Below are 26,799 nucleotides of genomic sequence, written 5' to 3' on the forward strand. Positions count from 1 at the left end.
CCGATCAAAAAGTCTCTTTCTTGTATCCACTATATTCTCCTTCATTGAATCTTATATGTCAGTTTTGATTATTCTCTAAATGCTGGCAATATTTTTGTCAATGAGCATGCAATCCATGTAAAAATAACCTGAGCTTTTAATGTTTCATTATCCCTGTTAACACTGTTTATCCTGATGACAAATGTATTAAACAAACGAATCTCATAGAAAAATGCGAAAAGTATAAAAATATTCCTTAAATCACAAAAATATTATGTAAACTTGCATAACACTTACATAAGTATCACGAAAATATAATATTAAGGCTATTAGATGTCTATTTATAAGTAAGAAGTGGAACAACAAAGCACGTAGTGACATTTTTTTGTTATATTGTGCTTTGTTGTTACACCTGTTTCGCACTTGGAAGTCTTAAAATAGATACTGAAAAGCCGTAAAATAATAATATAACTATTTGAAATGCGAGTTGAATGGGAAGATCTGCATATACAAAATGTTTGATTTGACACCGCTCAATGCCAAATCCGACAATGCAAAGTTTTAAATCTGATCCTTCTCAATTCTTAAATTGAAGCGATATTTCAAGAGATAAATAATTCCTGCTTACGTTAGAGATTTCATGCTAAAGATTTGCATCTGGAGAGGTGGCAATAAAAGTGTATAAGATACTATATTAAGTGAAAATAGATTGACATTTAGAAGTATTGGAAAAAATTCTGTTCTGCTGAGGATTAATATGAATGTGATAAGAAGTTCGAGTGGCTGGATTGAAGTGATAACGGGCAGTATGTTCAGTGGTAAAACTGAAGAGCTGATACGCAGAGTGCGCAGGACGCAATATGCGCAGCAAAAGTGCCAGGTATTCAAGCCAGAGATAGATGACCGATATGAGACGGAATACATAGTATCTCATAACCAGATGAAGGCGTCATCTGTACGAGTGAGCAGCGCTCACGAAATAAGCGGTTTGGTGGAACTGGATACCGAGGTGGTGGCAATTGATGAAGTGCAGTTTTTTGGTGATGAGATAGTGGAATTGTGCCAGGAGCTTGCAGACGCAGGAAAGCGTGTGATTATTGCTGGTCTTGATCAGGATTATCGGGGTTTACCTTTTGGACCGATGCCGGCATTAATGGCAATAGCAGAATATGTGACCAAGAATCTGGCAATTTGCGTAAAATGCGGAAATCCGGCAAACCGGACGCAGCGTTTACATGGTGGAACAGATACTGTTCTGGTAGGAGCAGATGAAATATATGAAGCGCGATGCAGAAATTGTCATGAAGTAATAGAATCAGGCGAGGAGACAAAGTAATGCAGGAAAGTGGATTTTTTACCTATTTAATATATAGAGCATTAGATCTATATACATTTGCAATTATAATCAGGGCGATATTATCATGGTTTACGATAAAGCCCAATAATCCGATATACCGTTTTTTGATCAGTATCACAGAGCCCTTTCTGAAACAGATCAGAAAATATCTGCCGAAATCGACGCTAGATTTTTCACCGATAATAGCGATCATTTTAATCTCGATCCTGCAGCGAGTGATTGCAGGGTTATAGAGTGATCAAAAATGGTTGATAGAATAAAAAAGTCCGTTGAATATATTCACAGTAAAACAAAACTGCAACCTGAATTGGGGCTTGTTCTGGGCACTGGCTTAAATGCTCTGGCAGAAAGAACAGAAGATGCAGTGATCATACCTTATGAGGATATACCTGGATTTGGAGTATCGACTGCTCCATCGCATAAGGGACGTCTGGTAATTGGTAAGATCGGGGACAAAACGGTAGTTATCATGCAGGGAAGGCTTCATTATTATGAAGGATTCAGTATGCAAGAGATCACCTATCCGATCCTGGTGCTGAAGGCGTTAGGGATAAACACACTGATATTGACCAATGCAGCCGGAAGTTTGAATCCATTTCTGCTTCCCGGTGAACTGGTAGTGATCAAAGATCATATAAATTTCATGGGAAATAATCCTTTGATAGGTACAAATGATGACCGATTGGGGGAAAGGTTCCCGAGTCTTCATAATACCTATAATACAGAATTACGTGAACAATTGCAGAAGATAGCTGAGAGGAATAAATTTTCACTGCCTGAGGGCGTATATATAGCAGTGAATGGACCCAGTTTTGAAACGAGGGCAGAATGCCTGATGATGCGTAACTGGGGAGCAGATCTGGTGGGGATGTCCACAGTACCGGAAGTAATAGTTGGAATTCATTCAGGTTTAAGAATTATTGCCTTATCGGCAGTTACAAATCTAAGTAATATATTCCATGGTGAAGCCCATACTCAGGAAGAGATCAGACGTCATGCAGCAGGAAATGAGCACAAACTGGAATCAATAATAAAAGAAATAAAACTAAACCCCTATAGAAGAAGGTGAATTATGTCAGAAAAAGTCTTATCGGAAAAAAAGCTCAAGAAATTTGAAGAAAAAATCCTTAATGAAAGGAAATCATCAGAAGATTTGATTAGAGAATTGAATGATATGCAAAGGAATAGTCAGCGAGAGAGTAGTGGAGACCTGTCATCCTACTCACTTCATCAGGCAGATATGGGCACAGATACAATTTATGCAGAAAAGCGTGTTTATTATTTGAACAGTGAGATAGAAAAGCTGCGTAAATTAAATAAGGCATTGAAGCGTATTTATGATAAGAGTTACGGATTATGCCAGATTTGCGGAAAGCATATTCCCGAAAAGAGATTATGCGCAATTCCTTATGCCCGTTATTGTATTGACTGCAAAAATGAAGATGAAAAGCGGAGCAAGAAACGCGGATGAGGAAGAGAAAATATTTTCTGATACCCTTGATCGTGGTCATTCTTGATCAGATTAGCAAGATTTATATCAGAAATAATATGTATCCCGGTGAGAGCTGGAAGATCACTCCCAAATATTTATGGATAACATTTGTGCAAAATACTGGAGCAGCATTCAGCTTTACTTTGGGGAATATTGGATTAAATCGCATACTTTTTTCAGCAATAACATTTTTGGCAATTCTGGCCTTAAGCTTCCTGGTTATTAAAACCCATAAGAAGATAGAGGCGGTTGGTTTCTCCCTGATCATGGGAGGAGCAACTGGCAATTTAATTGACAGAATTTGGCTGGGTAAAGTAACTGATTTTATCAACTGTGACTTTCCAGATTTCATTATGGAAAGGTGGCCGGTATTTAATGTGGCTGACAGTTCAATAGTGGTCGGAGTAAGTTTGCTTGTTCTTTTTTATCTATTTTTTGATAAGGAACATAAAGAGCAGATAGCGGAAAATTAGTATCATAGAAAGTATAAACATTGGAGGAAAGATGAAAATCTGGAAGTCTTCCAGACTTATTTTTTTAGTATTATTAATGCTGTTGCCAGCATTAATGTCAGCCGTAACTGTATATGAGATCCAATATACTGAAGATTCTTCAGGTGATTCACCTCTGCTTGGACAAATAGTAACCGTAAGCGGTATAGTAACTGCCACAGGATTTTATTCATCGGGAAACAGCAATCGGTTTTTTATCAGTGATCCCGAAGGTGGAGCCTGGAAAGGTATATTCTGCTTTAACTATGATTATATCGTAGAAGTGGGTGATGAGGTGGAATTTACAGCCGAAGTACTTGAATATTATGATTTCACAGAGTTGAGCAATATAAATAATCTTAATATACTCAGTACTGGTAATCCAGTACCTGAGCCAGTGGAAGCCAGTACTAATGATATTGCCAACGAAGAAGCTTATGAAGGCTGCCTGGTGAAAGTGAGTATGGCAGAAGTAAGTGGAACTCCAGATAATTATGGACAGTGGTATGTGGATGACGGCAGCGGTGAATGTCAGATCGATGATGGTATATATTCATATGGAACTGTACATATGGGAGATGAGTTCTATTATGTAGTGGGAGCTGTAGATTATAATTTTGATGAATATGGTATAAATCCCAGGAGTGCAGCAGATTTTATCGTGATGGGAGATCCCATTATCGAATCTGTTAGCACGGATCCTGCATTTCCAACAGTTGATCAGGATATTGAAGTTTTGGCAAGTATTGTGGATTATGATGGGATCATAACTTCAGCAGATATAACCTGGCGCGTGATCAGTGAAACAACAGGTGACTGGCATACGAACCAGATGAATCCAATTCCCGGTGATATATATAAATATACTCTTGAGGGACTTGCTAATCGGGAATACTACTATGAATGCACGATAGCAGCTGAAGATGATGATGGTAATGATGTGGAATCTGATCTGATAACAATTACGATCATCGATGATTCTATTATTCTTGATGAGATAAATCTGATGAATGCTCCTGTGGCAGGGGATAGTCTGCTGGTCACGGCAGTGGTTATTGACCCATTTATGGCGAATTTGCAGGTGTCACTGCTATATACGCGAGATTACAGCAGTGATGAATATCTTGTGCCAATGATGCAGGCCAGCTCGGATATTAATTTATGGTATGGTGAGATTCCAGGACAATCATCAGGAACACAGCTTTATATTGGGATCTATGCTGAGAATGACAGCATGGAAGTATATTATTATGATCAACTTACCTATCTCTATCCCGTGAAAGATCATGAGGCAATACTCAAAGTGGAACCGCATCCATTTGACCCCTATCAGCGGGACACAAACCCAGATAATGATACTATGGAGATAGTATTCATGGCTCAGCGAGGTGATCGGGTGATCATGCGCATCTATAATTCTGAAGGAAAATTAATGCTCACACCAGAAAATAAGGTTATAACCAGTAATAATGGTTATAATTCTTATGAGTGGGATGGCAGGGACAGGAATAGTGAACTGCTTCCCTGGGGTTTATATATTTGCCATATTGAAGTGATGGAACAGGATAGTGGTGATCTTAAAATAGCACAGGTGCCGATAGTTATCGGTGGACCTTTGAAATAGGGGGAGATAATGAGAAAGACGATAATTCTTATACTGGTTTTAGCACTAAGTCTTAATCTGCTGGCAATATTTGATGATTATGAACCTTCCCCAAGAGCACGGGCAATGGGTGGTGCATTCTATTCCATATCAAATGATCAAATGGCGGTTTTTTATAATCCGGCAGGATTGTCTCTGGCAGGTAATGGGGTGACAACTTCCTATTGCAAAGTATTTGGTAATGATTTTCAGGAACTTACAGTTCTGGGATTTTCTTATGAGCTTCCTGGCAGTTTGGGAGTACTGGGGCTGGGTTTGCAGTCACTTGATGTGGATTATCTGGATGTGAATCTGATGAGTGAAAAGACCTATAATTTGAGTCATTCTTTTACTTTGCTGAAAGATATACACAGTGAGATCTATGTGGGATATTCCTTAAATATGTATTCGCTTGATATGGATAGCTTTGGTAGCGAGACTGGTCTGGGGATCAATCTGGGTGCTCTGGCAATATTGCATCAAAGAACCAGATTAGGTTTTACGGTTACTAATCTGAATAATCCCGCTTTTGGTAAAGAAGAAGATGAGGAACTTGCCCAGAAGATGACTATTGGAATAGCTTATGAACCTTATCCAGATGTGATAACTGCTGTCGAGTTGAAAAAGACTTATGGGTTAGGTGGAGTGGAGGGTGAGAAGACTGAGATCCATAGTGGTGTGGAATTCAAAGTTCATGATCTGTTGACCCTTAGAGCTGGTGTCAGAAGTCAGCCGGCATCGTATAGCTTTGGTGCGGGGATTCATGCTTATAGTGTGATGGTTGATTATGGATATAATACTCATACTGTATTGAATGGAACCCATCATATTGGGCTTTCAATCAAGTTTTGATCAATAAAGGAGAATAAAGTGAAAAAGAATAAAGAAATAGCTGTAAAGGGCAACAATGTTATATTAGCAGGATTTGTGTCAGCTTTTTTTGATATTGTAAAACATTTTATCAGCGATCTTGATAATCGGCAGAAGGTGAAGAAAATCGATAAGTATCAGGAAGGATTACAGAATCTGGAGCACCTGATAGTGCGTCTGGAAGATAAACTTGAGCAGCACAGACGGGATATTGATGAGCTGAAAAGCAGATTGATGTGGGGTAATATTATCATTGTGGTTCTATTACTTATCAGTCTTTATCATGTATTGTAACGTTAAATCAAATAAAAAGCCCCCGATTGGGGGCTTTTTTTTATATCATTAAATCACGGTTTGTTTTTAGCTTCACCAGTCGTTCAGTTTCAGTTATTTCAAAATCAAGATAAATTGTATTTTCCGGTAGAAGATCACGGGCCACTTCATACCATTCGATAATGGTAACTCTCTGTTCGATGAAATCGGGTAATCCGGTTTCCAGTACTTCATCTAGAGAATCCAGGCGATACAGATCAAAATGAGCTATGGGGAACTTACCCAGATATTCATTTAAAAGGATATAGCTTGGACTGGAAACGTACTCAGTGACTCCCAGATGTTTGCAGAAGCACTGGGTAAAAAAGGTTTTTCCGGCTCCTAATTCACCTGAGAGTGCCAGAACATCACCAATATTTACTTGGCTGGCGATTGATTCAGCCAGTTGGCAGGTCTTTTTCTGCGAATCCAGATTGATCAATTGGATCATTTTTTGGGCTTACATACAGCCAGAGGAAGGATCATCTCTTCCATAGAAATGCCACCATGCTGGAATGTCCCATTGAACTGTTTTTGATACTGGTGGAAAGAATTTGGATAAACAAAATAGTAATCATCACGAGTGATTGCATAGTTATCTACTATATTTCGAACTGGTAAGCCATATTCAGCAGGATTCTTGATCAGGAGTGCATTTTTGGAGTTTATCTTAAGATTCTTACCTTGTTTATAGCGAACTGTGGAAGTGGTTTCTTTATCTCCTATTATCTGTGAGGCTCTGTTAACTCGGATAGAACCATGATCAGTAGTGATCAGAACCGTGGCACCCTGCTCAGAAATTACCTTGAGCGTGGCATAGAAATTTGAATGCATAAACCAGTGTTTTGTGAAATCTCTTAATGCCTTTTCATCAGGAATTGCTTCTTTGAGGATTTGGTTTTTTGACCGGTGATGTGCAACCAGATCAAGGAAATTATATACCAGAACTACTAATTCTTCATTAGCCCAGTTATTGACTTTACGTTGAACAAATGCAGCTTCATCAGCTGTGAAAATTTTTATATAACGGCTTTCTTCCAGTTTGTACCCTAATTCTTTTAACTGGTTATCCAGTAATTGATGTTCATTGCGATTTCTGCTGTTATCCATATCATCAGTTTCATACCAGTATTGGGGATAGGTTTCCGCAATGTCAATTGGTAACAAGCCACTGAATATGGAATTTCTGGAATAGGGTGTTGCTGTGGGAAGAATGGAATAATATAACTGAAGGTTTATATCAAAAAGGTCGTTCAGCATGGGCTCAAAAGCAAAATACTGGTCAAGTCTCATGCAATCAAGCACGATGAGATAAACAGGATTACCTTTTCCCATTTCAGGTAAGAGAATTTCAGGAACAACATCAAATGAAAATAATGGGCGTTCCTCAGAGCCTAGCCAGTTACGATAATTTTTGGATATATAATCTGAGAATTCAGAATTGCAGTTCAATTTTTCCAGGAAATGAGTTTGGGAGATATTCGCTTCATTGATCTCATCAAGACGTAAATCCCAACGGCATAGATCAAGATATATATCTTTCCATTCTGCATAATTAGGTTCAGCAAATGTCTTCTGGCTTAATTGGGCAGAGAACTGCGCGTAATCACGTCCTATCCTGTCCCGCTTGATATCATCTGCCTGAATTATCTTTTTTATTGCCATGATTATTTGATTAGGGTTGATTGGTTTAATCAGATAATCAGCTATCTGTCCGGCAATAGCACCTTCCATGAGACCTTCCTCTTCGCTTTTGGTTACCATTACCACTGGTATTGAGGAATTTATTCTTTTGATCTCTTTCAAAGTTGCCAGACCACTCATCCCGGGCATCATTTCATCCAGAAGCACCAGATCAAATGATTGATTTGTGATCATGGAAACCGCATCAGAACCATTAGATACAGTATCAACCTGATAACCGCGGTCTTCCAGAAAGATCACAAAAGATTTCAGCATCTCTATTTCATCATCTACCCATAATATCTTAATTCGTTGCATATTTCATCTCCAAATATTTTAGTATCGTAAAGACTGCCGAATCCGACATTTTTTATAAGAACTATTCTTTTGGTGCCTCCTGTGCTTTAAGCTGTTCATCTTCAAATTTTCGCTGACGAGTTCTGATAGTATCTTTGATCTGATCCAGGTCAGAATCCTGAAAGAATAATGCCAGCTTAAAATTGAGCTCTTTGCGGCTGCAATTAAAAAAAGTAACCATTTTTTCTATGTATTGATCGATCAATACGTCTTTCATAGTCCTTTTAATTTTTGCTTTCTGTTCACGGATCTCTTTAATCTCTTCACGCAACTGAGCAGTAGGCATTTCCTGAGCTTTATTGATCCATGCTTCGGCTTCAATAAATTTTGCCTGTTTTACGAAGGGTTTGATCATATTAAGCTTATCAAGTCCAATATCCTTAACTGTTTTTTCATCTTTATCAAGACTTTCAATAAACAGATCATAAGTGCTAATCAGCTTGGATGCAAAAGTAGAAGCTATGTTAAATTCATTCTCTACAAATTCATTGAAGGTTTTATAGCCCCTTGAAACGTAGATCTTATAACGCTTCATTTCTGAGAGTAATTGTCCCAGAGAAACAAAATTATTCTCCATCTGCTGCTTAAGATTAAGAGCAGCTTTCAGTTTTTCTTCAATACTCATTTCTTCATTCTGCCACATGTTTCACCTTCCTTACTATTTTTTTGCTTATTTTATTGATCCAAAGGTAAATAGATATACTCTTTGGAGGGAAAAATTCTTTCTTTCACTTCTGTTTTCCAATCCTCAATTGATTTAACGATATCAGTCTTCAAATCATAATACTGCTTCACAAATTTTGGTTTAAATTCACTCATTCCAAGTATATCATGATATACAAGCACCTGACCGTCGGTATAGCGTCCAGCACCAATACCAATCGTAGGAATGCAAAGTTTATCACTGATCTCTTTACCTAGTTTTTCCGGGATTCCTTCCAGCACAAGCATAAATGCTCCCGCATCCTCAATTTCCAGAGCCTGTTGCAATATGGACTGGTATTCCTTTTCTTCCTTTCCTTGAACTACATATCCGCCCATAGTATTAATTGATTGGGGTGTAAGCCCCAGATGTGCACAAACAGGTATCTCACAATCAGTTATGGCTTTTATTGCCTCCAGCCGACTGGGTTTTCCGCCTTCCAGTTTCACAGCATTAACCGAGCCTTCTTTAAATAATTGTCCGGCATTTATCTTGGTTTTCTCAATGCTTATATGATAGCTCATGTGGGGCATATCAGCAATAATAAAAGTGTCTGGAGCTCCGCGTCTGGTAGCACGAGCATGGTGGATCATATCTTTCAGAGTTACCTGCAGAGTATCAGTATATCCTAAAACAACCATGCCCAGACTATCCCCTGTCAGGATAAGATCTACTCCAGCAGCCTCTGCATATTTCCCCGATGGATAATCATAGGCAGTAATCATCACAATTGGTTCCTGCTGTTTTTTCATCTGTAAGAATTTTTTAATGCTTTTCATCACTGCTCCTTTTTTTGGGTGTTGAAAGATAACGATCTTTTTCACTGTATATGCAGCCGCAATATTGCTGACGATACATCTCTTCTTTTTTAGACATCTCAATTCCTTCTTTCCAGTATTCTCTAAAGTCACGATAAAAGAATTTTATTCCATGCTCTTTTGCACAGGCTTCACCGATTTCTCTGATCAATTCATGCTTCTGGAATTTACTGTATAAAAGAGTAGTAGTAAAATAATCAAATCCGCCTTTTGCTGCTACTATCGCTACATAATTCAATCGCATATAATAACAGATACGGCATCGGTCACCCTCCCGAAAAGCTACCTGTCTCAAGAATCCTTCCAATTCATATTCATCTTTTATAATCAACTTAAGATCAATACTGGAGGCATATTCCTGTAAAGTTTGCAGTCTCCGTTGATTCTCCTGATATGGATGAATATTGGGATTAAACCAGAAACCCATGATATCAAACTCATCCTCCTGCTGCATATGCTTAAGCGGTGCTATCAGGCAGGGTGCACAACATACATGTATCAGGAGTTTTTTGCGTTCCGTTTTTTCTCTATTTTCTATCATAATAACCATTCACCTGATAATGCCAAACTCCGTCAATTCCTATTTTATTTTAAATATAAAAAAAGGCTGCCAATAATGACAGCCAGTTAAAAATATTTATAATTCAGGCACTATTTTCCGGGACATTGTGCAGCTATACTGGCATTTATATCCTTATTACCATATGCTTTATCGAAGTGATTGGAAAAATCTGATGCCAGCTTTCGAGCGCGTTCATCATATCGTGATTTGTTCTTCCAGGTATTGCGGGGATTTAAAACTTCCGCATCAACCCCAGGACAACTCTTGGGGATCAATACATGGAAAAGATCATTCTCTTCATATTCCACACTCTCCATCGATCCTTCCAGGCAAGCGTCCACGATAGCTCTGGTGAGATTAATATCCATGCGCGAGCCTTCACCATAAGCTCCACCACTCCAGCCGGTATTAACAAGATATACACTAGTGCCAAACTGTTCCATCTTGTCACCCAGCATTTTTGCATAGACATCCGGATTACGTGGCATAAAGGGTTCTCCAAAGAATCTTGAGAAGGTTGATACAGGGTCAACTATCCCTGTTTCGGTACCCGCCAGTTTTGAAGTATATCCCATCAAAAACCACAACATAGCCTGCTCAGGAGTGAGTCGTGATACCGGAGGTAGCACACCATTGGCATCAGCAGTCAAAAAGAGTATTGTTTTGGGATGATCACTACATGATGATTCTTTGATATTACTCAAATATTTCAAGGGATATGAACCTCTGGAATTCGGCGTTAAGCGTTCATCATCCAGATCATAGGTGCCATCAGGATACATCATGGTATTTTCCACAATCGAACCGTGTTCGAGATAATGGTCTTCATGAAATACTGCCTGATGTATCTCAGGTTCTTTATCTTTTCTCAGATTGATCAGCTTGGCATAGCAGCCATTTTCAAAGTTAGCTATTCCATAATTACTCCAGCCATGCTCATCATCGCCCAATAAGGCTCTTTTGGGATCAGCAGAAAGAGTGGTTTTGCCTGTTCCGCTTAAGCCCAGCAACAAAGCACTATCGCCATTAATACCTTCATTAGCTGAGCAGTGCAGTGGTAAAACCCCTTCGGCTGGCATATAATAATTCATCACTGTAAACATCAGTTTTTTTACACTGCCACCATAGGCTGAACCATAAACGATACCGATGTGGCGATCAAAATCCATGGTTACTGCCATGTTAGAAGTAGTACCATCTGCCATTACTCGCAGATGTCCTTTATAACGCTTAGGATCAAGCTTCAGATAGGGCAGGGCTATTAAGGTGAAACCTTCCAGACAGGTATTCAGATTCTCTGGAACTGGACGGAACATGTTATCAGTGAATAATACGGTGAGTGCCATATCAGATACAGTGCGGGTTGGCAAAGCAAAACTGGAATCAGCCCCCACAACACGGTCAGTTAAATATAATTTGTCAAGCCGGCTCAATGCTGTATAAGCATCTTCCAGGATCATATCAAATGTCTCTTCCCTCATTGGTACATTATTGGGACTATCCCAGTCTATAGTATCTGAACTGGCTGCCCGTTTAACGATATAAGTGTCTTTGGGACTTCTTCCAGTTGATTCAGGGGGAGTCCAGGTGCTAAGACATCCACAGGCTGATATTACTGCTTCTCCATTATCTACAGCACTTTTGATCATGAATTTGCGTGAGGGATTCTTAATTAAACGGGGATGTCTGCCAAGGATGTGGTTTAGCTCTTCCGCTATCTGCTCTTTTGAATAAGGCATTTTACCTCCAATATTTCTTTTCTTTATAGGCTTTTCCTCATTATATGACCTATCGGTCAAGTATTTTGTCAATTTAATGCCCAAATAAAATACAATTTATATTCCCTTCTTATCCTTTACAGTATAGCCTCTTTCATCCCTGGTAAATCTCCGTGAACTGGTTCTTGATTTTTTACTTGACGAGAAAACTTAGCACTCTAAAAAAGTCACTGCTAATATATAGCGTAATTAAAAAATATATACAGGAGGTTATTATGAAATTAAAACCACTTGATGATCGGTTAGTAATCGAACCTATGGTTGGAACTGAACAGAATGTTGGTGGGATTATTATCCCTGATACTGCAAAAGAAAAGCCAAATATCGGTAGCGTGATTGCAGTAGGAAATGACGAAGAATTGCAGGAATTGGTAAAAGTTGGAGATAAAGTGCTCTATAGTAAATATGGCGGAACAGAAGTAGATGTGGAAGATAAAAAATATCTCATCATCTCTCGCAGTGATGTCCTGGCGCTGGTAGAGTAGTAATATGCCTTACATCGAATTGACTGGAGATAATTTCCAGAAAGAGGTATTAGAATCTACTAAGCCGGTGCTGGTAGATTTCTGGGCACCATGGTGTGGTCCCTGCAGAGCTTTGGCACCCACATTAGAAGAGCTTGCAGAAAAGCATAGCGATAAAGTAACGGTCGGTAAATTGAATGTTGATGAAAATCCTGAATTGGCAACAAAGTACCATGTGATGTCAATACCAACTCTGTTATTATTCAAAGATGGTCAGATTGATAAACAGCATATAGGGTTGATTTCTACCGATAAGCTTATTGCTAAATTCTCTTTGTGATCGTAAATTGAGAAAATCCCTCTATGGGACAAATAAAAAACCCGGATTACTCCGGGTTTTTATTATTATTAGAGTATTTAATTATTTACGGTTCAATATACAAATTCGATTCTGCAGTATTACCACTGGTATTTTCATACCAGTCAGTATGTTCTTCCCCGCCACTTGTTGCCCAGGTTGCCATATTTAAATAAGCTTCCGTAATGGAAATACGCTCAATGGGATATACCCAGGTGGTAGGAAGATTCAATCCCCAGGGAAGATTAGCAACTGTCTTATAATAACGCTCTGTAGATAGATTACTGTCATCATCTCCAATACCAAAATAGCTGCGGTTAGCTGATTCAGTGGGTGGAAATCCTGCCAGATGAACTTCCTTGCCCCGCTCACCATTGATAAATATAAAAGGATTAAATGGTGCCAGCCAGGTTAGATAGTTGATATTCTGAGTGGGATACAATGTGATAGCCATACTGAATTCGTAGGGCTCGACCCAGCTCTCATCCAACTTGGTATTTACATAAAATTCATCACCAACAGGGCTCATATAAGCCATCGAACTATCAAAATACAGGACTACTAGATTTGTGTTGCTGGATTCCAGTACTGGATTCAAACTCGCCGGCTGGGATTCCACTACTTCCACGCTATCAGCATTGAAGGGGAATTCTATCCCAAAACCATTACTGAAGCTGGCTCCTATAGCACGTAATCTGAAATTACCATTTACGTCTATTACCAGGTTAGATCCATTAGTGACCAGATTAAAACGATAATCTATGATCAGATCATTAAAATCATAATCACCCTGGTAGGGCCAGTAATCTTCAAATGCCAGGGTGCCCCACCCATCTTCACCTTCAGCTGGATACCAGTTATTATAGGCTCTGTCTATATCATCTGGATATTCATCGTATTCGTCAGTTACGCCATCTCCATCAGAATCATCTCCTCGAGGGCAGGCAGTGGATGAGCTATTGGCATTCACGGAGCCATGACCTCGTGGTCCGCTTAATGTCCATACAAAATTATCACCATCATTAAATGTCACAGAAAATTGGAATTCATGGCGTCCAGGTTGAAAAATAGTGAACTGACCCATGTCTTCATTAGGAGTACCTACAAATTTATTATGGGCTCCTATACCAATAGATAATACATTGCTGTTTTCATTCAGATAGCCAAAATGGGCTGTCCAGGTTCCATCTCCATTTTCTTCCACGCATTCCATCACAGGCTGCACTTTTAGCCCCGCGAATAAAAATGCTCCTACAAGCATCACCAGTAAAATCAATATTAGCTTTTTCATTTTAATTACCTTTTATCAGCGGATTTGAGGAACAAAGCTGTATGCTATCTCATTATCCCGGATTTCATAGTTCTTATACTCATTCTCTACTTCATAATATTCAATTCGCACTTTGGTGATCGAAGTTGGAAGCTTGATCTTTTGCACAAATCCCTCATTTTGATCTATCGTACCTTTATACAGCATATTTCCCTCCATATCCTTAAGATAAAAGGTCCCAGTATAAAGAGCATACAATTCCACATTTATCCACCGTTCTGTCTCAAAATTAAAATCATCCGCTATTTGCAGATTCTTTATATCAACAGTTTCCTGATTCTCATCAGTCAGTGAGCAGCCGGCAAATATCATCAGTAATATCACTGCCAGGAAAATACATTTCAGCTCTAATTTCATTTTTGCCCCCATTTGCGCTATATATATTAAGCAAATCCTATACCAATCAAATAAGTTATTTTATATTCTCACTGTCAAATAATTTCTATTATTACTGATATTTCTCTGATTGCAGTAATATTGCAAAATATAGGCGGTTTCCTCCCTAAAGGAATTAAGAATATTCTGAAAAGTATTTTTTTCTCTACTATGAATTAATCTTAATAATGAAGCAAATAACGAAGAATTGCCCGATTTTAATACAAAATGTCCGAAAACGGTTAATTAAACCAAAAAGTAAAACCCGGACGTTTCCGTCCGGGTTTTGAGGAGGAGGTAAACTTTATTTTACCGTTGATAATACAGTTTTGTCGAGTCTATATTACCTGCTGTACTTTCATACCAGTCAGTGTGTATGGTTCCACTGCTTTCAGCCCAGTCTGCCATGAATAAATATGCCTCAGTAATTGATGCTCTTTCGATGGGATATATCCAGGGGGTTGGTAAATTCAAGCCCCAGGGCAGATTACTGGCTGTTTTATAATATCTTTCCTGTGCCAGATTACTATCGTCATCTCCTGTACCGAAATAACTGCGGTCAGCAGATTCTGTGGGAGGGAATCCTGCCAGATGTACTTCCTTACCTCGTTCGCCGTCTATAAAGATAAAGGGATTAAAGGGAGCATACCACACCAGATTATTGATATTTTGCGTGGGATTCAAAGTCATTGCCATACTGAATTCAAAGTAACTCACAAAACTTTCCGTAAGTTCTGTATTTACGAACAGCTCATCACCAACAGGACTCATATAATCCATTGAACTATCAAAGAAAAGTAACACCAGATTTGTACCACTAACTTCCTGAACCGGAGTCAATTCAGCGGGTAGTACTTCTAATACTTCTAAACTGTCGGCATGGAAGGGAAATTCTATCCCAAATCCATTACTAAAGCTGGCTCCGATAGCTCGCATTCTAAAATATCCATCTACATCTACTACCAGATTAGATCCATCAGTTACCAGATTAAACCGATAATCAACTATCAAATCATTGAAATCATAATCTCCCTGAAGGGGCCAGTAATCTTCATAAGCCAAAGTACCCCATTCATTCGCACCTTCTGCTGGATACCAGTTATTATAAGCTCTAAACGGGTCATCAGGATATTCATCATATTCATCAGTTACACCATCCAGATCACTATCATCCCCTCTCGGGCAGGCAGTGGAACCACTATTGGAGTTCACTGAGCCATGTCCATTAGGTCCACCTAAAGTCCAGACGAAGTTATCACCTTCCACAAAATCTGCTGTAAACACATCTGTATATCTCCCAGACTGGAATATTGTTGGCTGACCCATATCTTCGGATGGTGCTCCCACAAATGTATTGTGTACGCCTATGTTTATCGTAAGCACATTAGGATTTTCATTCAAATATCCAAACTTGGCTGTGTATGTACCATCACCATTATTTTCTACGCATTCCATTATCGGGCGCACTTTGAGTCCGGCAAATAAGCTGAGACTGACTACAAGGACTAATAATATTAATGTTATTTTTTTCATTTTCTTTTCCTCCCTGCTTAGCGTATTTGCGGAACAAAGGTGTGTATTATCTCATTATCCCGTATTTCATAATTCTTATATAAATCTTCTACTTCATGATATTCTATCCGAACTTCTGTGATTGACGTTGGGAGCTTGATCTTTTGAATAAAGCCGGTATACTGGTCTATTGTCCCCTTATACAGCATATTGCCTTCCATGTCCTTAAGATAAAATGTTCCCGTAAAAAGGGCATATAATTCCACATTGATCCACCGTTCAGTCTCAAAATTAAAGTCATCTGATATTTGAAGATTCTTTATATCTACTGCATCAGTTTTACTATCTCCTATTGAACAGCCTGTTATTATACTGACTGTAATTAAAACCAACACAACTAATTTCAATACTTCTTTCATCGTGTCCTCCTATTTGCAGATAATATAAGCAATCTCTATGCCAAGACAATATTTATTTTGATTCTCCTGTTATCAAGGGGATTGAGGCTATTTCTCAGGCTGATAAAATTGCCCGTAATTAAAAATTACTGCCCATTTTCGGCTTTATTCTGTTTACTCAGATCATCCCTGATTGGTATACATTTAACTTATTCCTACCCCACTGCCGGGTTCCGGAATTCCTGTTATTCTTACTCTTACATCACATTCCTTCACGCCAATTAGCGGTTTTTGCCTGACGTGCCGTAGCTTTATGCAGCGTAAGCGTTGGTTGGTGGTTATATAATCTTACACTACATTCATAATTATTAACTTCTTTTTTTCTGCTTTTTATGTTAAATCATCTGTTACAAATTACCCATTCTTACTCTTTTTATATCACTTTTCGCCTAAATAATTGCAATATAATAATTTATCTTAAATTTCAGTCACTGATATACTCCCAGTACACTCCCTGTTGCTTCCCTGTGGGTTACAAGTGTACTATTTTCGGTTTTCGTAATTTAAATTCTCATTTCTGTCTCTATATAATATTATAACGTATATTTTATGCAGGTATACTAAGTCAAAGGAACAATAGCTGGGGAACGCGAATGTGTTAGATTGTGCTTTGTTGTTACGGCTGTTTGCCTCAAGATGAGTGGAAATTGATTAAGTGTTATATGATAAAATGTCAGAAAGTGGAGATTGTTTTGACATAAAATGAATAGAGTAATCTTTTAGACAAATGGATTACAGGAAATTAATAGCGAGTTTAAAATCAGTAATAGCACCTGAACTGGAGCGTGAGTTACGCTTAGGAAAGGAGCTTTCGATCAGCAGATTGCAAAGATTGAGATCAGAGTATTCCGATCTGCCGATCAATGAATTACTGGATCATTATGAATTGCAGCAAAGAGCGAATCGTAAATTTTCCAGAGCTAATGAAATGGTATTTACAGCAAATGGGGTAGAGCAAAGTTCTTCTGAGATAATGGGAAAGTATCATAACCGCAGAGCAGGAAAGGTTACTTCACTGGCGGATCTCTGTTGCGGGATAGGTGGAGATTTGCAGTATCTGGCAGAGAACCGGCAGAAAGTATATGCCGTGGATCTGGATAGTGATAGTTTAATATGTGCTGAGTATAATTGCCGGCTACATGAAAATATCAACTACCTTCAGGAGAGAGCGGAAGATTTTGGAGAAAAGGTAGAATTGATATTTTGTGATCCAGACCGACGACCGCAGGGCAATCGCAAATATAATGTGGAAGATATGTCACCTGATCTGGGTCAGGTATTAGATCTGTTTTTTGAGAAGAAAATTTGCCAGGGCATGTTGATCAAGCTATCGCCAGTGATAAATTACCGGAAAGTGGAGAAAGAATACTTCAGCAACTGGAGCAAATATGCCACACGGTGGTACTCCTGGGAATTTATCTCAGAAAATGGAGTGTTGAAAGAGATTTTACTGTGTGTGGGCAGTCAGGCGGAGCGGATCAAGCGGAAAGCAGTAATATTACCTTCTGGAGTGGAACTATCCGGAAGCGGAACGGAGCAAATAGAGACAAAGGGCTGGCAGAGCTATATATTTGAGCCTGATAAGGCGATAATCCGGGCAGGACTTGTTCAAAAACTGGGAGCAGAACTTGGCTATCAGTTATTAGATGAACATCTGGCTTTACTTACCGGAGAGCAGGAAGTATCAGAAGAATATGGCAGACTATTCAAACTTATGGAAGTGATGCCATATAATATAAAAAAGATGCAGAAATATCTAAGGGAGCATGAAGTTGGAGAGCTGATTTTGAAAACGCGGGGCTTTCCTGACCCAGTGGAGAAGATACACAGGAAGTTTAAATTGAAGGGAAATAAAAAAATGATAATGCTGATAGTGAGGCTTGGAGAAGGGCATCATGTAGCAGTGCTGAAAAGGAATAAGATTTAGCTTGCCTTTATTAGGGGTAATATTTTTCTTAGCTTGTATTTTAGTATAAAGGAAGTATTTATGAAAGGAACTGTAAAGTGGTTTGATGATTCTAAGGGATATGGCTTTGTTTTAGGTGAAGACAAAAATGAATATTTTGTTCACTGGAAATCAATAGTAACGCTTAGTGACAATGCGCGAAGATTCTTAGTCGCCGATGAAGAAGTAGAATTTGAATTAATGGAAACAGATAAAGGGGTGCAGGCGATAAATATCGTTCGACTACATCCGATGTCAGGCTAAGAAACACAAATCAGCGGCGCTTGACGTCGCTTTTTTTTATGTCAAAAAAAATCTTACCAGTAAGTAAAGCAGAGCTCAGTGAATCAGGTTGGTCTCAGCCGGATATTATTTTGATATCAGGTGATGCCTATGTAGATCATCCTTCATTTGCTGTTGCTATGATCGGAAGATGGCTGGAATCTAACGGCTATAAAGTTGGGATAATTGCCCAGCCTGACTGGCAGGATCCGGCATCATTCACCATTCTAGGCAAACCGCGTTTATTTTTTGGGGTCACGTCAGGCAATATGGACTCCATGATCAATAAATATACAGCCCAGAGGAAGTTGCGTTCCGAGGATGCCTACTCACCGGATGGAGCCATAGACAAGCGACCTGACCGGGCGACACTGGTTTATAGCCAGATATTGCATTCACTTTATAAGGATGTGCCGATCGTGCTGGGTGGAATTGAAGCCAGCATGAGAAGGCTGCCGCATTATGACTACTGGTCAGATAAATTACGCAATTCAATTTTATTCGATAGTCGTGCTCAATTTCTGGTGTATGGCATGGGGGAAAGGGCAGTACTGGAAATCGCTGAATCACTTGATCAGAACCCTGAATTTCTGAGAGAGGATATTGCCGGAACCTGCGTGATAACGGGTAAAGCTGCTGAAGATGGAATTGTACTGCCGGAATATCATAATAAATACAGCATGAGCGAATTTACGCAAATGAGCGACATCTATGAGAAGAATTACCGCACTCGAGAGATATATCAGAAGTTTGCCGGACGCTGGTTAAAGCTTAATCCTCCGGCAAAAGCACTTTCTACCTCAGAGCTAGATGCATTATATGCCCAGCCATTCAGTCGCATGCCACATCCAATATATCAGGGTCAGAAAATAACTGCTTATGAACAGATCCGTAATTCTGTAACAACTCACAGGGGCTGTTTTGGTGGATGTAATTTTTGCGGGATAGGCTATCATCAGGGCAAAAGCATACAATCCAGGTCAGCAGTTTCAGTCCTTAAGGAATTGCAAGAGATAGCAGCGGAAGATGATTTTCATGGTACAATATCCGATCTGGGTGGAGCATCAGCAAATATGTATGGCATGTATTGCCGGGAGAATATTTCAGCAACCTGCAAAAGAACTTCCTGCCTGTATCCTGATATTTGTAAGAATTTGAGTACTGACAGTAAATCTTTGCAGAATCTGCTTAAAAGAGCGGCGCGGTTACCGGAAATCAAGCACTTATTTGTCGCATCAGGCATTCGCTTTGATCTGGCACTTAAGGATAAAGAGTATATCAAACAGATAGCAGAGAGTCATACTGGTGGTTTATTGAAGCTTGCACCTGAGCATAAGAGCGATAAAGTGTTGAATTTGATGCAGAAACCAGGATTTGAGATGTATCAGGAATTCTTGAAAGAATTCAGCAGATACAGCCGGGAAGCCGGGAAAAAACAGTCAATTGTTCCCTATATGATCATTGGTCACCCAGGAGCTAATCTGACAGATACAATAGAACTGGCAATGTATTTGAAAAGAGAAAATGTGAAACTGCGTCAAGTGCAGGAATACATTCCGCTACCGATGACAGCCAGTGCCAGGATGTACTACACGGGTGAAGATCTGCAGGGAAATAAAATTCATGTGGCAAAAGGCAGAGAACTGCGTTTGATGAAAGCCCTGGTGCAGTGGTATATCCCGCAGAATCGCAAGCTGGTGATCGAAGCCTTGAATAATGCCGGCAGAAGGGACCTGATCAAATTTTTTATTAATTAAAGTGATATTAATCTTATAAAATTAAGAAGGTGGCTTGTTAATAAGCCACCTTCTTTTATATACTGCCTGTTATATTGCGATTATCCCTATTTGAGTAGGATCACCTTTTCCATCTGAGAATGGTCTGCAATTCTCACACTCAGGAAATAAATTCCACTGCTCTGATCTTCTGCATTCCATTGAATTGAGTGCTTTCCTTCAGCTAACTGAGTATCCAGCAGTTCTGCTACTTTCTGTCCTTTAACATTGTAGATTTCCAGAATAACCCATGAAGGAACTTCTAAATTCAGCTCAATCGTCGTGGACGGATTAAAAGGATTGGGATAGACCGTAAGCTGTTGATTAGCAGGAAGAGGATCACTATTTCCTAAGGGAAGATTGATCATTACTGGCGTTAAATAATCACCACAGGTCATATCTGCCTGGAAGCTGAAACTGTAATCGATTGGCTGCAATTGGCTGTTTTCTGGTTCCTGATAATATAACTCAAAGTCATCTTCATAGAGGCTGTTACTATAGAGCATAAGAGAATAGTAGCATCTGCCAAAGATAGAGGAATAATCCAGCAAAGTGCAGATACTGCGTGTTTGTCCATCAACGCAGGCAACAATGCTGGAATTCTCTGGCAAAGGATCATCCGAGGATAACACCATTGTGCCATTGAATTCGTAGGCATATAGATCAAAGTCTCTGGAAATATCATCCTGATTGAGGGTGAAATTATCATGACGGGCAACCGGTTGAGGATAGCTGAATTCAATGTCCGTATTGGTTTTCAGCATATAACCATCAAGTGGCTGCAATTGAGTGAGACTTCCATACCAACCCACACCTACAGAATAAATTGAGCTTTGGGTTTGACTTTTGATATTAAGACTGGCATCACCCAGAGCAGCGAGAGTATAATTGATCTCTTCCGGAGTCTGAGGAGCATAGGAAATCCAGTTCCAGCCCGTTGTCAAACTATAGATCATTGACTGTGGGTCAACAGGTAACCCTGTATATTCCCAGGTGACATTATTAAGGGCATTCAGTTTATAGAAAGTGAAATTATTGATTTCTATCAGCGAGCCAAACCAGCCCATTTCGTCATAATAAATGGCACTTTGAGTTTGACTTTTGATGGAAGCAGCATTATTACCCAGAGAACTCAAAACGTTATTTACTGACATATCATCATCATATACATTGAGCGAAATCCAATTCCAGCCGACAGTAAGATCTTTACTGACTGTGAGACCCTGAGTCACAATTATTTCGATATCATCAGTTGCTGTTGCCATGGAATTATTGTCATTCACAGTGAAGGTCAAAATTTCACTGCCAAACCAGTTATCGGCTGAAGTAAAAGTAACCTGTAGTCCATTTATGACTGCATTAATATTTATATTACCACTTACTGAGAGATACAACGAGTCAAGACATGCATTACTAATGTAGGATTCAAAATCAACTTCAAGGGAATCATACTCGTTGAAACTGATACTTTCTGGTAAATCAATTTCAGGTATAAGAGAAGTAGTATATATCATATAGTCATCAGAAAAGACCAGATTATCATTATAATCCAGACTTGCGATCTGAAGGTGATAAAGTTGATTCAGCTCAAGATCTGAAATGTTGTAATTATCGTGAAGGGGACTGGCAAGTATATTGAGATCATCGCGATCAATATATGGTGATACATCAGGATCAATTTCAAGAGTATCAATATAAACACGGTATGAATAGTGATCAAATGCAGGTTCTGGCAACCAGTTCACCACCAGTGAGTCTTCATCAATATCGGTAAACCATACACTATCCACAGCAGTAGGAACAAGCCCATCATCCAGTTCAATAACAGCTGGGATCACAGATTCAAGATCTTCTACCCAGCGACAGTACCATCCAAGAACATTTGTATAGCGTTCAGAAATATTCCATGAGCCCAGCTCGGGATCATAACCGTAAAATTCATGATATTGGGGTGTCTGCTGCAGAAATTCGTTTGGTAATTCATCCATTTCCATGTGAAAAAACGGATCATAAACATCAAAAGAATTCCAGTTTTCAATTGCAATCGTGCGGAAATCGCCACCCCATCCAGTTAGATCGATTTCATTATTTACGATTATTGTGGTATCTTCTCCCACATAATAGAAGGGATAATTTGAATAATAGACAGCATAATAATCATTGAGATAGCAGGCATCATGAATGCCATATTCATTTTCAGGAACCATGAGATAGTCAGCCTGATTTATCATATCCCGGTGAAGTTCAGATAGATCTCTAAGTGGCAGATTTGGGCTAATATTTACTGTAGAAGCCTGGCAGTTTGCATATCCTTCATGACGATTCCAGTCATAGCTGTGAAGCTGAACTGAGAGTTCTCTTCGCCATGTTTCTCTGATCATATTTGTAGCAATCTGACAGGAATAGATCAGCGGGTGTTCATCATTGCGAGTAGGATCGCTCAATGATTTTCTATTTGCATATGAACCTGCTTCTGTCCATTCAACTTCTCTGCCAGCCCCACTTACAAACATAAACATTGCATCCCATTGCTGGAAACATTCAACAGCAACGGGCACAGTTAGAAAATCATCATTTGGGTGTGGTGCTGAAAGAATTATGGGAAATTCAGCCGATGGATTATAAATGTAAAGTCCCCAACCCCAGGCAAAAGCTCCAGATTCATCGTCTTCAATTTCAGGTGTGCCATTATCATCAAAGTAGCTGTAATCAACATCTTCCCTAAGGATTTTGTAATTTCTACCGGTATCTGTATCCAAAAAATCTACAACTTCGTATGGAAACATAAAGCTGTCTATAAGGGCATCAACGGCATTTAGATCTTCATCAATAAATGCAAGGAAAATTGCTTCCCATTGTAGCAATTCAATACTTTCTGGAACTTGAAATCCACCAAAATCATCTGTTTGCGCTTCCCAGGGAGCATACAGATTGTAATCAGTTTGAGCAATGCCTTCAGCAATATGACTTAACCAGTTATCATATTCACAATTTTCTTCTTCACCATAGATGAAGTTAGAAAGGCTGCCGGTTTCGATTGTGAATCCTGAAATATTGGCAAAAACCAGAATTATTAAAACTACTAGGTAAAATTTCATAAACTCCTGATCAATCACAGCATTCCTGCCGGTATTTTCTCCTTCAAGCAATGCCCAATTGACTTTCTATTGAAACTGCTGTCAACTGAACAATAAAAAGAAGACGGCAGACGCTATTTGCACCTGCCGTATTTTATTAATCCCGCAAGATTTATCTCAGGAGGATCAATTTCTTTACCTGATGTGTATCGCCACTCTTTAAACTCAAGTAGTATATTCCAGTGCTGTGATTTTCAGCATTCCAGCGAAGTAGATATCTACCAGACTGCCTGGATTCATTGACCAGAGTTTCAATTTTCTGACCCTTTACATTATAGATTTCAATCAGCGTTAAACCATCATCCTTAAGTTCAAATTCAATGGTGGTTTCCGGATTGAAAGGATTGGGATAGACCATAAGCAGATTGCTGGCAGGCAGAGGATCACCGTTATCAAGGGGTAGATTGATCATTACAGGTGATAAATAATCACCGCAGGTCATATCTGCCTGGAAGCTGAAGCTGTAATCGAGATGCTGCAATTGGTTGTTTTCAGGTTCCTGATAATATAGCTCAAAGTCATCTTCATAGAGACAATTACTATAGAGCATAAGAGAATAGTAGCATCTGCCAAAGATAGAGGAATAATCCAGCAAAGTGCAGATACTGCGTCTTTGTCCATCAACGTAGGCTGCGATGCTTGAATTCTCAGGCAAAGGATCTTTCGAGGATAACACCATTGTGCCATTGAATTCATAGGAATACAGATCAAAGTCTCTGGGGATTTCATTCTGATTGAGGGTGATATTATCGTATCGGGCAACCGGTTGAGGATAGCTGAATTCGATGTCCGTATTGTTTTTCAGCATATAACCATCAAGTGGCTGCAATTGAGTGAGACTTCCATACCAACCCACACCTACATAATATATTGAGCTTTGGGTTTGACTTTTTATATTAAGACCAGCATCACCCAGGGGAGCGAGAGCATAATTGATCTCTTCCGGAGTTTGAGGAGCATAGGAAATCCAATTCCAGCCCGTGGTCAGACTATAAATCATTGACTGTGGGTCAACAGGTAACCCTGTATATTCCCAGGTGACATTATTAAGAGCATTCAGTTTATAGAAAGTGAAATTATTGATATCTGTAAGACTTCCATACCAGCCCACGCCGTCATAATAGATCGCACTTTGAGTTTGACTTTTGATCGAAGCAGCATTATTACCCAAAGAACTCAAAACGTTATTGACTGACATGTCATCACCAGCGATATTAAGAGATAACCAGTTCCAACCAGGGATCAAATCCTTGCTTTGAGTAATTCCTGCTCCTGGGGTGACAATGATCTCTACTTCATCAGAAGCAGTAATTCTACCCTGCTGATCATCAACTGTAAAGGTCAAAAATTCCGAACCAAACCAGTTTTCAGCAGCAGTAAGGGTAACCATCAAACCGTCTATTTCCACACTGATGTTTAATCCACCAGTCACCGAGAGAACTAAGTCCGCTATGTCCACTGCGTCCACATCGTCCACAAAGTCCACAAAATTGACTTCCAGCAAACCATCTTCCGCAAAAGTAAAGCTATCCGGCAATTCGATAGTTGGCGCATCATTGACCGGATTGACGATCAACGTCACAATAACCGTTGCGCTATATGCTTCCCCATCATAAACTCTATAATCGAAAGCATCAGTACCATTCCAGTTAAGATCCGGCAGATAAGTGAAATCACCGTTATCAGCAAAATCTAATGCGCCACTGCTGACTCCAGATACCAGTTCTGCGCTCAAAGCCAGTGGACTTTCATCAGGATCATAATCATTAGCCATTACATTATCTGAAATAGCTGTATCTTCATTGAGTGAATATTCATCTGCGAGGGCAACAGGTGGCAGATTTTCGTAGGCGCTTATAATCACCTGGGTAATATCAGTATCAACACCTGCTTCATTATCTGTAACTGTAAGAGTTACTTCCGTTGTTCCTTCTGCAAATTCTGCCAGCACTTCTTCACCTGCGGCATTACCACCATCCCAGCTCCAGAACCATTCCAAGATCTCACCATCAATATCATAAGACCCTGTTCCATCAAGCGTTATTTCGCAGGTATCTGGAATATACATCACTCCTTCATAAGGTCCGCCTGCATCGGCAATTGGGGGATCATTAACCGGAGTTACAATGATTGTAACTTCATCAGATGCAGTTACTCTGCCCTGTTGATCATCTACGGTAAAGGTAATGATTTCTGAACCATGCCAGTTTTCGTCAGGAAAGAAATTAACCAATAAGTCATAATCTACAATTTCAATATTCACTGGCTCGGAGAAGGTGAGGATCAAGATATCACCATCAATATCACTCGCATACTGCGTAAAATCTACTTCCAGATATCCATCTTCATCTAGGGTGAAACTTTCCGGCAGATCAATCGTGGGAGCATCATTGATTGAGCTCATAAAGAACTCGGCATCAACAGGTTCACTGTAATCCGCACCATCAAAAACACGATAGCTGAAAGCATCCCATTCATCATAATCTGGGTCTGGCTGATAGGTGAAATCACCGGTTTCCATAAATTCCAGAGTTCCATGAGATACAGTATCAACCAGTTCTGCGGTCAAAGGCAAGGGAAGGTTATCGATGTCATAATCATTGATAATTACGTTATCAGATACTTCACCATCCTCCCAAAGATAGTAGGAATCCTCAACAGCAATGGGAGGAATGTTTTGGTATTCTGTAATAAATGCGCTGGTGAAATCTTCATGGAAAGCTCCTTCGCTATCGGTAACCCTGAGAGTAACGTCTGTGAATCCTGGATAGAATTCTCCAGCGACTATCTCTCCACTGACTTCGTTTCCTTCCCAACTCCATAGCCATTCCACGATGTCATTATCAGGGTCAAAAGAGCCGGAGCCATCAAGCATTATTTCGCAGGTATCTGGAATATACATCACTCCTTCATAAGGTCCACCTGCATCGGCAATTGGGGGATCATTAACCGGAGTTACAATGATTGTAACTTCATCAGATGCAGTTACTCTGCCCTGTTGATCATCTACGGTAAAGGTGATGATTTCTGAACCATGCCAGTTTTCGTCAGGAAAGAAATTAACCAATAAGTCATAATCTACAATTTCAATATTCACTGGCTCGGAGAAGGTGAGGATC

The 26,799-nt window shown here is 39.5% G+C and carries 25 protein-coding genes; 13 read left to right on the plus strand and 12 right to left on the minus strand.

Annotated features, from left to right (window positions below; translation table 11 throughout):
- Positions 1-736: 736 nt before the first annotated feature.
- Genes RAO94_04835 through RAO94_04870 form a run of 8 tightly spaced genes read left to right on the plus strand, consistent with a single transcriptional unit; the run spans position 737 to position 6,125 of the window.
- Entirely contained in the window at positions 737-1,315 is a 579-nt protein-coding gene (locus RAO94_04835; GenBank protein MDP8321658.1) for a thymidine kinase, read from the plus strand.
- A complete protein-coding gene (locus RAO94_04840; protein ID MDP8321659.1) occupies positions 1,315-1,569 on the plus strand; it encodes a YggT family protein in 255 nt (84 codons plus the stop codon). Before RAO94_04835 ends, RAO94_04840 begins: the two co-directional genes overlap by 1 nt.
- Positions 1,570-1,580: 11 nt before the next feature.
- A complete protein-coding gene (locus tag RAO94_04845) occupies positions 1,581-2,405 on the plus strand; it encodes a purine-nucleoside phosphorylase (protein MDP8321660.1) in 825 nt (274 codons plus the stop codon).
- A 3-nt stretch (positions 2,406-2,408) separates the two neighbouring features.
- Positions 2,409-2,807, plus strand: a complete 399-nt coding sequence (locus RAO94_04850; protein ID MDP8321661.1) for a TraR/DksA C4-type zinc finger protein — start codon at positions 2,409-2,411, stop codon at positions 2,805-2,807.
- Positions 2,804-3,301 carry a signal peptidase II gene (lspA, locus tag RAO94_04855; protein ID MDP8321662.1) on the plus strand — a complete coding sequence of 166 codons (498 nt, stop codon included), beginning with the start codon at positions 2,804-2,806 and terminating at the stop codon, positions 3,299-3,301. Before RAO94_04850 ends, lspA begins: the two co-directional genes overlap by 4 nt.
- A gap of 31 nt (positions 3,302-3,332) precedes the next feature.
- The gene (locus tag RAO94_04860; GenBank protein ID MDP8321663.1) at positions 3,333-4,943 is read left to right on the plus strand and encodes a hypothetical protein; all 1,611 of its coding nucleotides are present in this window, start codon (positions 3,333-3,335) and stop codon (positions 4,941-4,943) included.
- 9 nt (positions 4,944-4,952) lie between these two features.
- Positions 4,953-5,813, plus strand: a complete 861-nt coding sequence (locus tag RAO94_04865) for a hypothetical protein (GenBank protein ID MDP8321664.1) — start codon at positions 4,953-4,955, stop codon at positions 5,811-5,813.
- Between the two features lie 18 nt (positions 5,814-5,831).
- The gene (locus tag RAO94_04870) at positions 5,832-6,125 is read left to right on the plus strand and encodes a hypothetical protein (GenBank protein MDP8321665.1); all 294 of its coding nucleotides are present in this window, start codon (positions 5,832-5,834) and stop codon (positions 6,123-6,125) included.
- A gap of 40 nt (positions 6,126-6,165) precedes the next feature.
- On the opposite strand, the gene tsaE is transcribed toward RAO94_04870, so the two are convergent.
- The 6 genes from tsaE to RAO94_04900 all read right to left on the minus strand — a co-directional run bounded on the left by tsaE (position 6,166) and on the right by RAO94_04900 (position 12,005).
- Complete coding sequence (gene tsaE, locus RAO94_04875; GenBank protein MDP8321666.1) at positions 6,166-6,594, minus strand: tRNA (adenosine(37)-N6)-threonylcarbamoyltransferase complex ATPase subunit type 1 TsaE; 429 nt, start codon at positions 6,592-6,594, stop codon at positions 6,166-6,168.
- On the minus strand, positions 6,591-8,144 hold the full coding sequence (locus tag RAO94_04880; GenBank protein MDP8321667.1) for a bifunctional response regulator/alkaline phosphatase family protein: 1,554 nt from the start codon (positions 8,142-8,144) through the stop codon (positions 6,591-6,593). The genes tsaE and RAO94_04880 overlap by 4 nt, the downstream gene beginning before the upstream one ends.
- Before the next feature lie 61 nt (positions 8,145-8,205).
- Entirely contained in the window at positions 8,206-8,826 is a 621-nt protein-coding gene (locus RAO94_04885; GenBank protein ID MDP8321668.1) for a hypothetical protein, read from the minus strand.
- A gap of 32 nt (positions 8,827-8,858) precedes the next feature.
- Entirely contained in the window at positions 8,859-9,665 is an 807-nt protein-coding gene (panB, locus tag RAO94_04890) for a 3-methyl-2-oxobutanoate hydroxymethyltransferase (protein MDP8321669.1), read from the minus strand.
- Positions 9,652-10,245, minus strand: coding sequence for an epoxyqueuosine reductase QueH (locus RAO94_04895; GenBank protein MDP8321670.1), 594 nt, complete (start codon positions 10,243-10,245; stop codon positions 9,652-9,654). The genes panB and RAO94_04895 overlap by 14 nt, the downstream gene beginning before the upstream one ends.
- A 110-nt stretch (positions 10,246-10,355) precedes the next feature.
- Entirely contained in the window at positions 10,356-12,005 is a 1,650-nt protein-coding gene (locus RAO94_04900) for a phosphoenolpyruvate carboxykinase (ATP) (GenBank protein MDP8321671.1), read from the minus strand.
- A 254-nt stretch (positions 12,006-12,259) separates the two neighbouring features.
- Here RAO94_04900 and RAO94_04905 point away from each other — a divergent pair, with 254 nt between their 5' ends.
- Together RAO94_04905 and trxA are read left to right on the plus strand one after the other, a co-directional pair.
- Positions 12,260-12,529, plus strand: a complete 270-nt coding sequence (locus RAO94_04905) for a co-chaperone GroES (protein MDP8321672.1) — start codon at positions 12,260-12,262, stop codon at positions 12,527-12,529.
- A 4-nt stretch (positions 12,530-12,533) separates the two neighbouring features.
- Positions 12,534-12,848: a thioredoxin gene (trxA, locus tag RAO94_04910; GenBank protein MDP8321673.1), complete on the plus strand. Its 315-nt coding sequence runs from the start codon at positions 12,534-12,536 to the stop codon at positions 12,846-12,848.
- Positions 12,849-12,933: 85 nt separating this feature from the next.
- Here trxA and RAO94_04915 read toward each other — a convergent pair whose 3' ends face one another.
- From RAO94_04915 to RAO94_04930, 4 genes are all read right to left on the minus strand, one after another.
- Entirely contained in the window at positions 12,934-14,157 is a 1,224-nt protein-coding gene (locus RAO94_04915; GenBank protein MDP8321674.1) for an LruC domain-containing protein, read from the minus strand.
- Between the two features lie 15 nt (positions 14,158-14,172).
- Entirely contained in the window at positions 14,173-14,553 is a 381-nt protein-coding gene (locus RAO94_04920) for a hypothetical protein (GenBank protein MDP8321675.1), read from the minus strand.
- Between the two features lie 327 nt (positions 14,554-14,880).
- Positions 14,881-16,104: an LruC domain-containing protein gene (locus RAO94_04925; protein MDP8321676.1), complete on the minus strand. Its 1,224-nt coding sequence runs from the start codon at positions 16,102-16,104 to the stop codon at positions 14,881-14,883.
- Between the two features lie 17 nt (positions 16,105-16,121).
- Positions 16,122-16,502, minus strand: coding sequence for a hypothetical protein (locus RAO94_04930; GenBank protein ID MDP8321677.1), 381 nt, complete (start codon positions 16,500-16,502; stop codon positions 16,122-16,124).
- Between the two features lie 766 nt (positions 16,503-17,268).
- Here RAO94_04930 and RAO94_04935 point away from each other — a divergent pair.
- Genes RAO94_04935 through RAO94_04945 form a run of 3 tightly spaced genes read left to right on the plus strand, consistent with a single transcriptional unit; the run spans position 17,269 to position 20,525 of the window.
- Entirely contained in the window at positions 17,269-18,468 is a 1,200-nt protein-coding gene (locus RAO94_04935; protein ID MDP8321678.1) for a class I SAM-dependent methyltransferase, read from the plus strand.
- A 60-nt stretch (positions 18,469-18,528) separates the two neighbouring features.
- A complete protein-coding gene (locus RAO94_04940) occupies positions 18,529-18,750 on the plus strand; it encodes a cold shock domain-containing protein (GenBank protein ID MDP8321679.1) in 222 nt (73 codons plus the stop codon).
- Positions 18,751-18,788: 38 nt separating this feature from the next.
- Positions 18,789-20,525: a YgiQ family radical SAM protein gene (locus RAO94_04945; protein MDP8321680.1), complete on the plus strand. Its 1,737-nt coding sequence runs from the start codon at positions 18,789-18,791 to the stop codon at positions 20,523-20,525.
- A gap of 86 nt (positions 20,526-20,611) precedes the next feature.
- Here the strand turns inward: RAO94_04945 and RAO94_04950 are convergent, their stop codons facing one another.
- Both RAO94_04950 and RAO94_04955 read right to left on the minus strand, forming a co-directional pair.
- Complete coding sequence (locus tag RAO94_04950; GenBank protein MDP8321681.1) at positions 20,612-23,641, minus strand: T9SS type A sorting domain-containing protein; 3,030 nt, start codon at positions 23,639-23,641, stop codon at positions 20,612-20,614.
- Between the two features lie 151 nt (positions 23,642-23,792).
- Positions 23,793-26,799 (minus strand): Ig-like domain-containing protein (locus RAO94_04955; GenBank protein ID MDP8321682.1); only part of this gene is annotated, 3,007 nt, incomplete at its 5' end.

Origin of the sequence: Candidatus Stygibacter australis, assembly GCA_030765845.1 — a bacterium.
GTDB lineage: Bacteria > Cloacimonadota > Cloacimonadia > Cloacimonadales > TCS61 > Stygibacter > Stygibacter australis.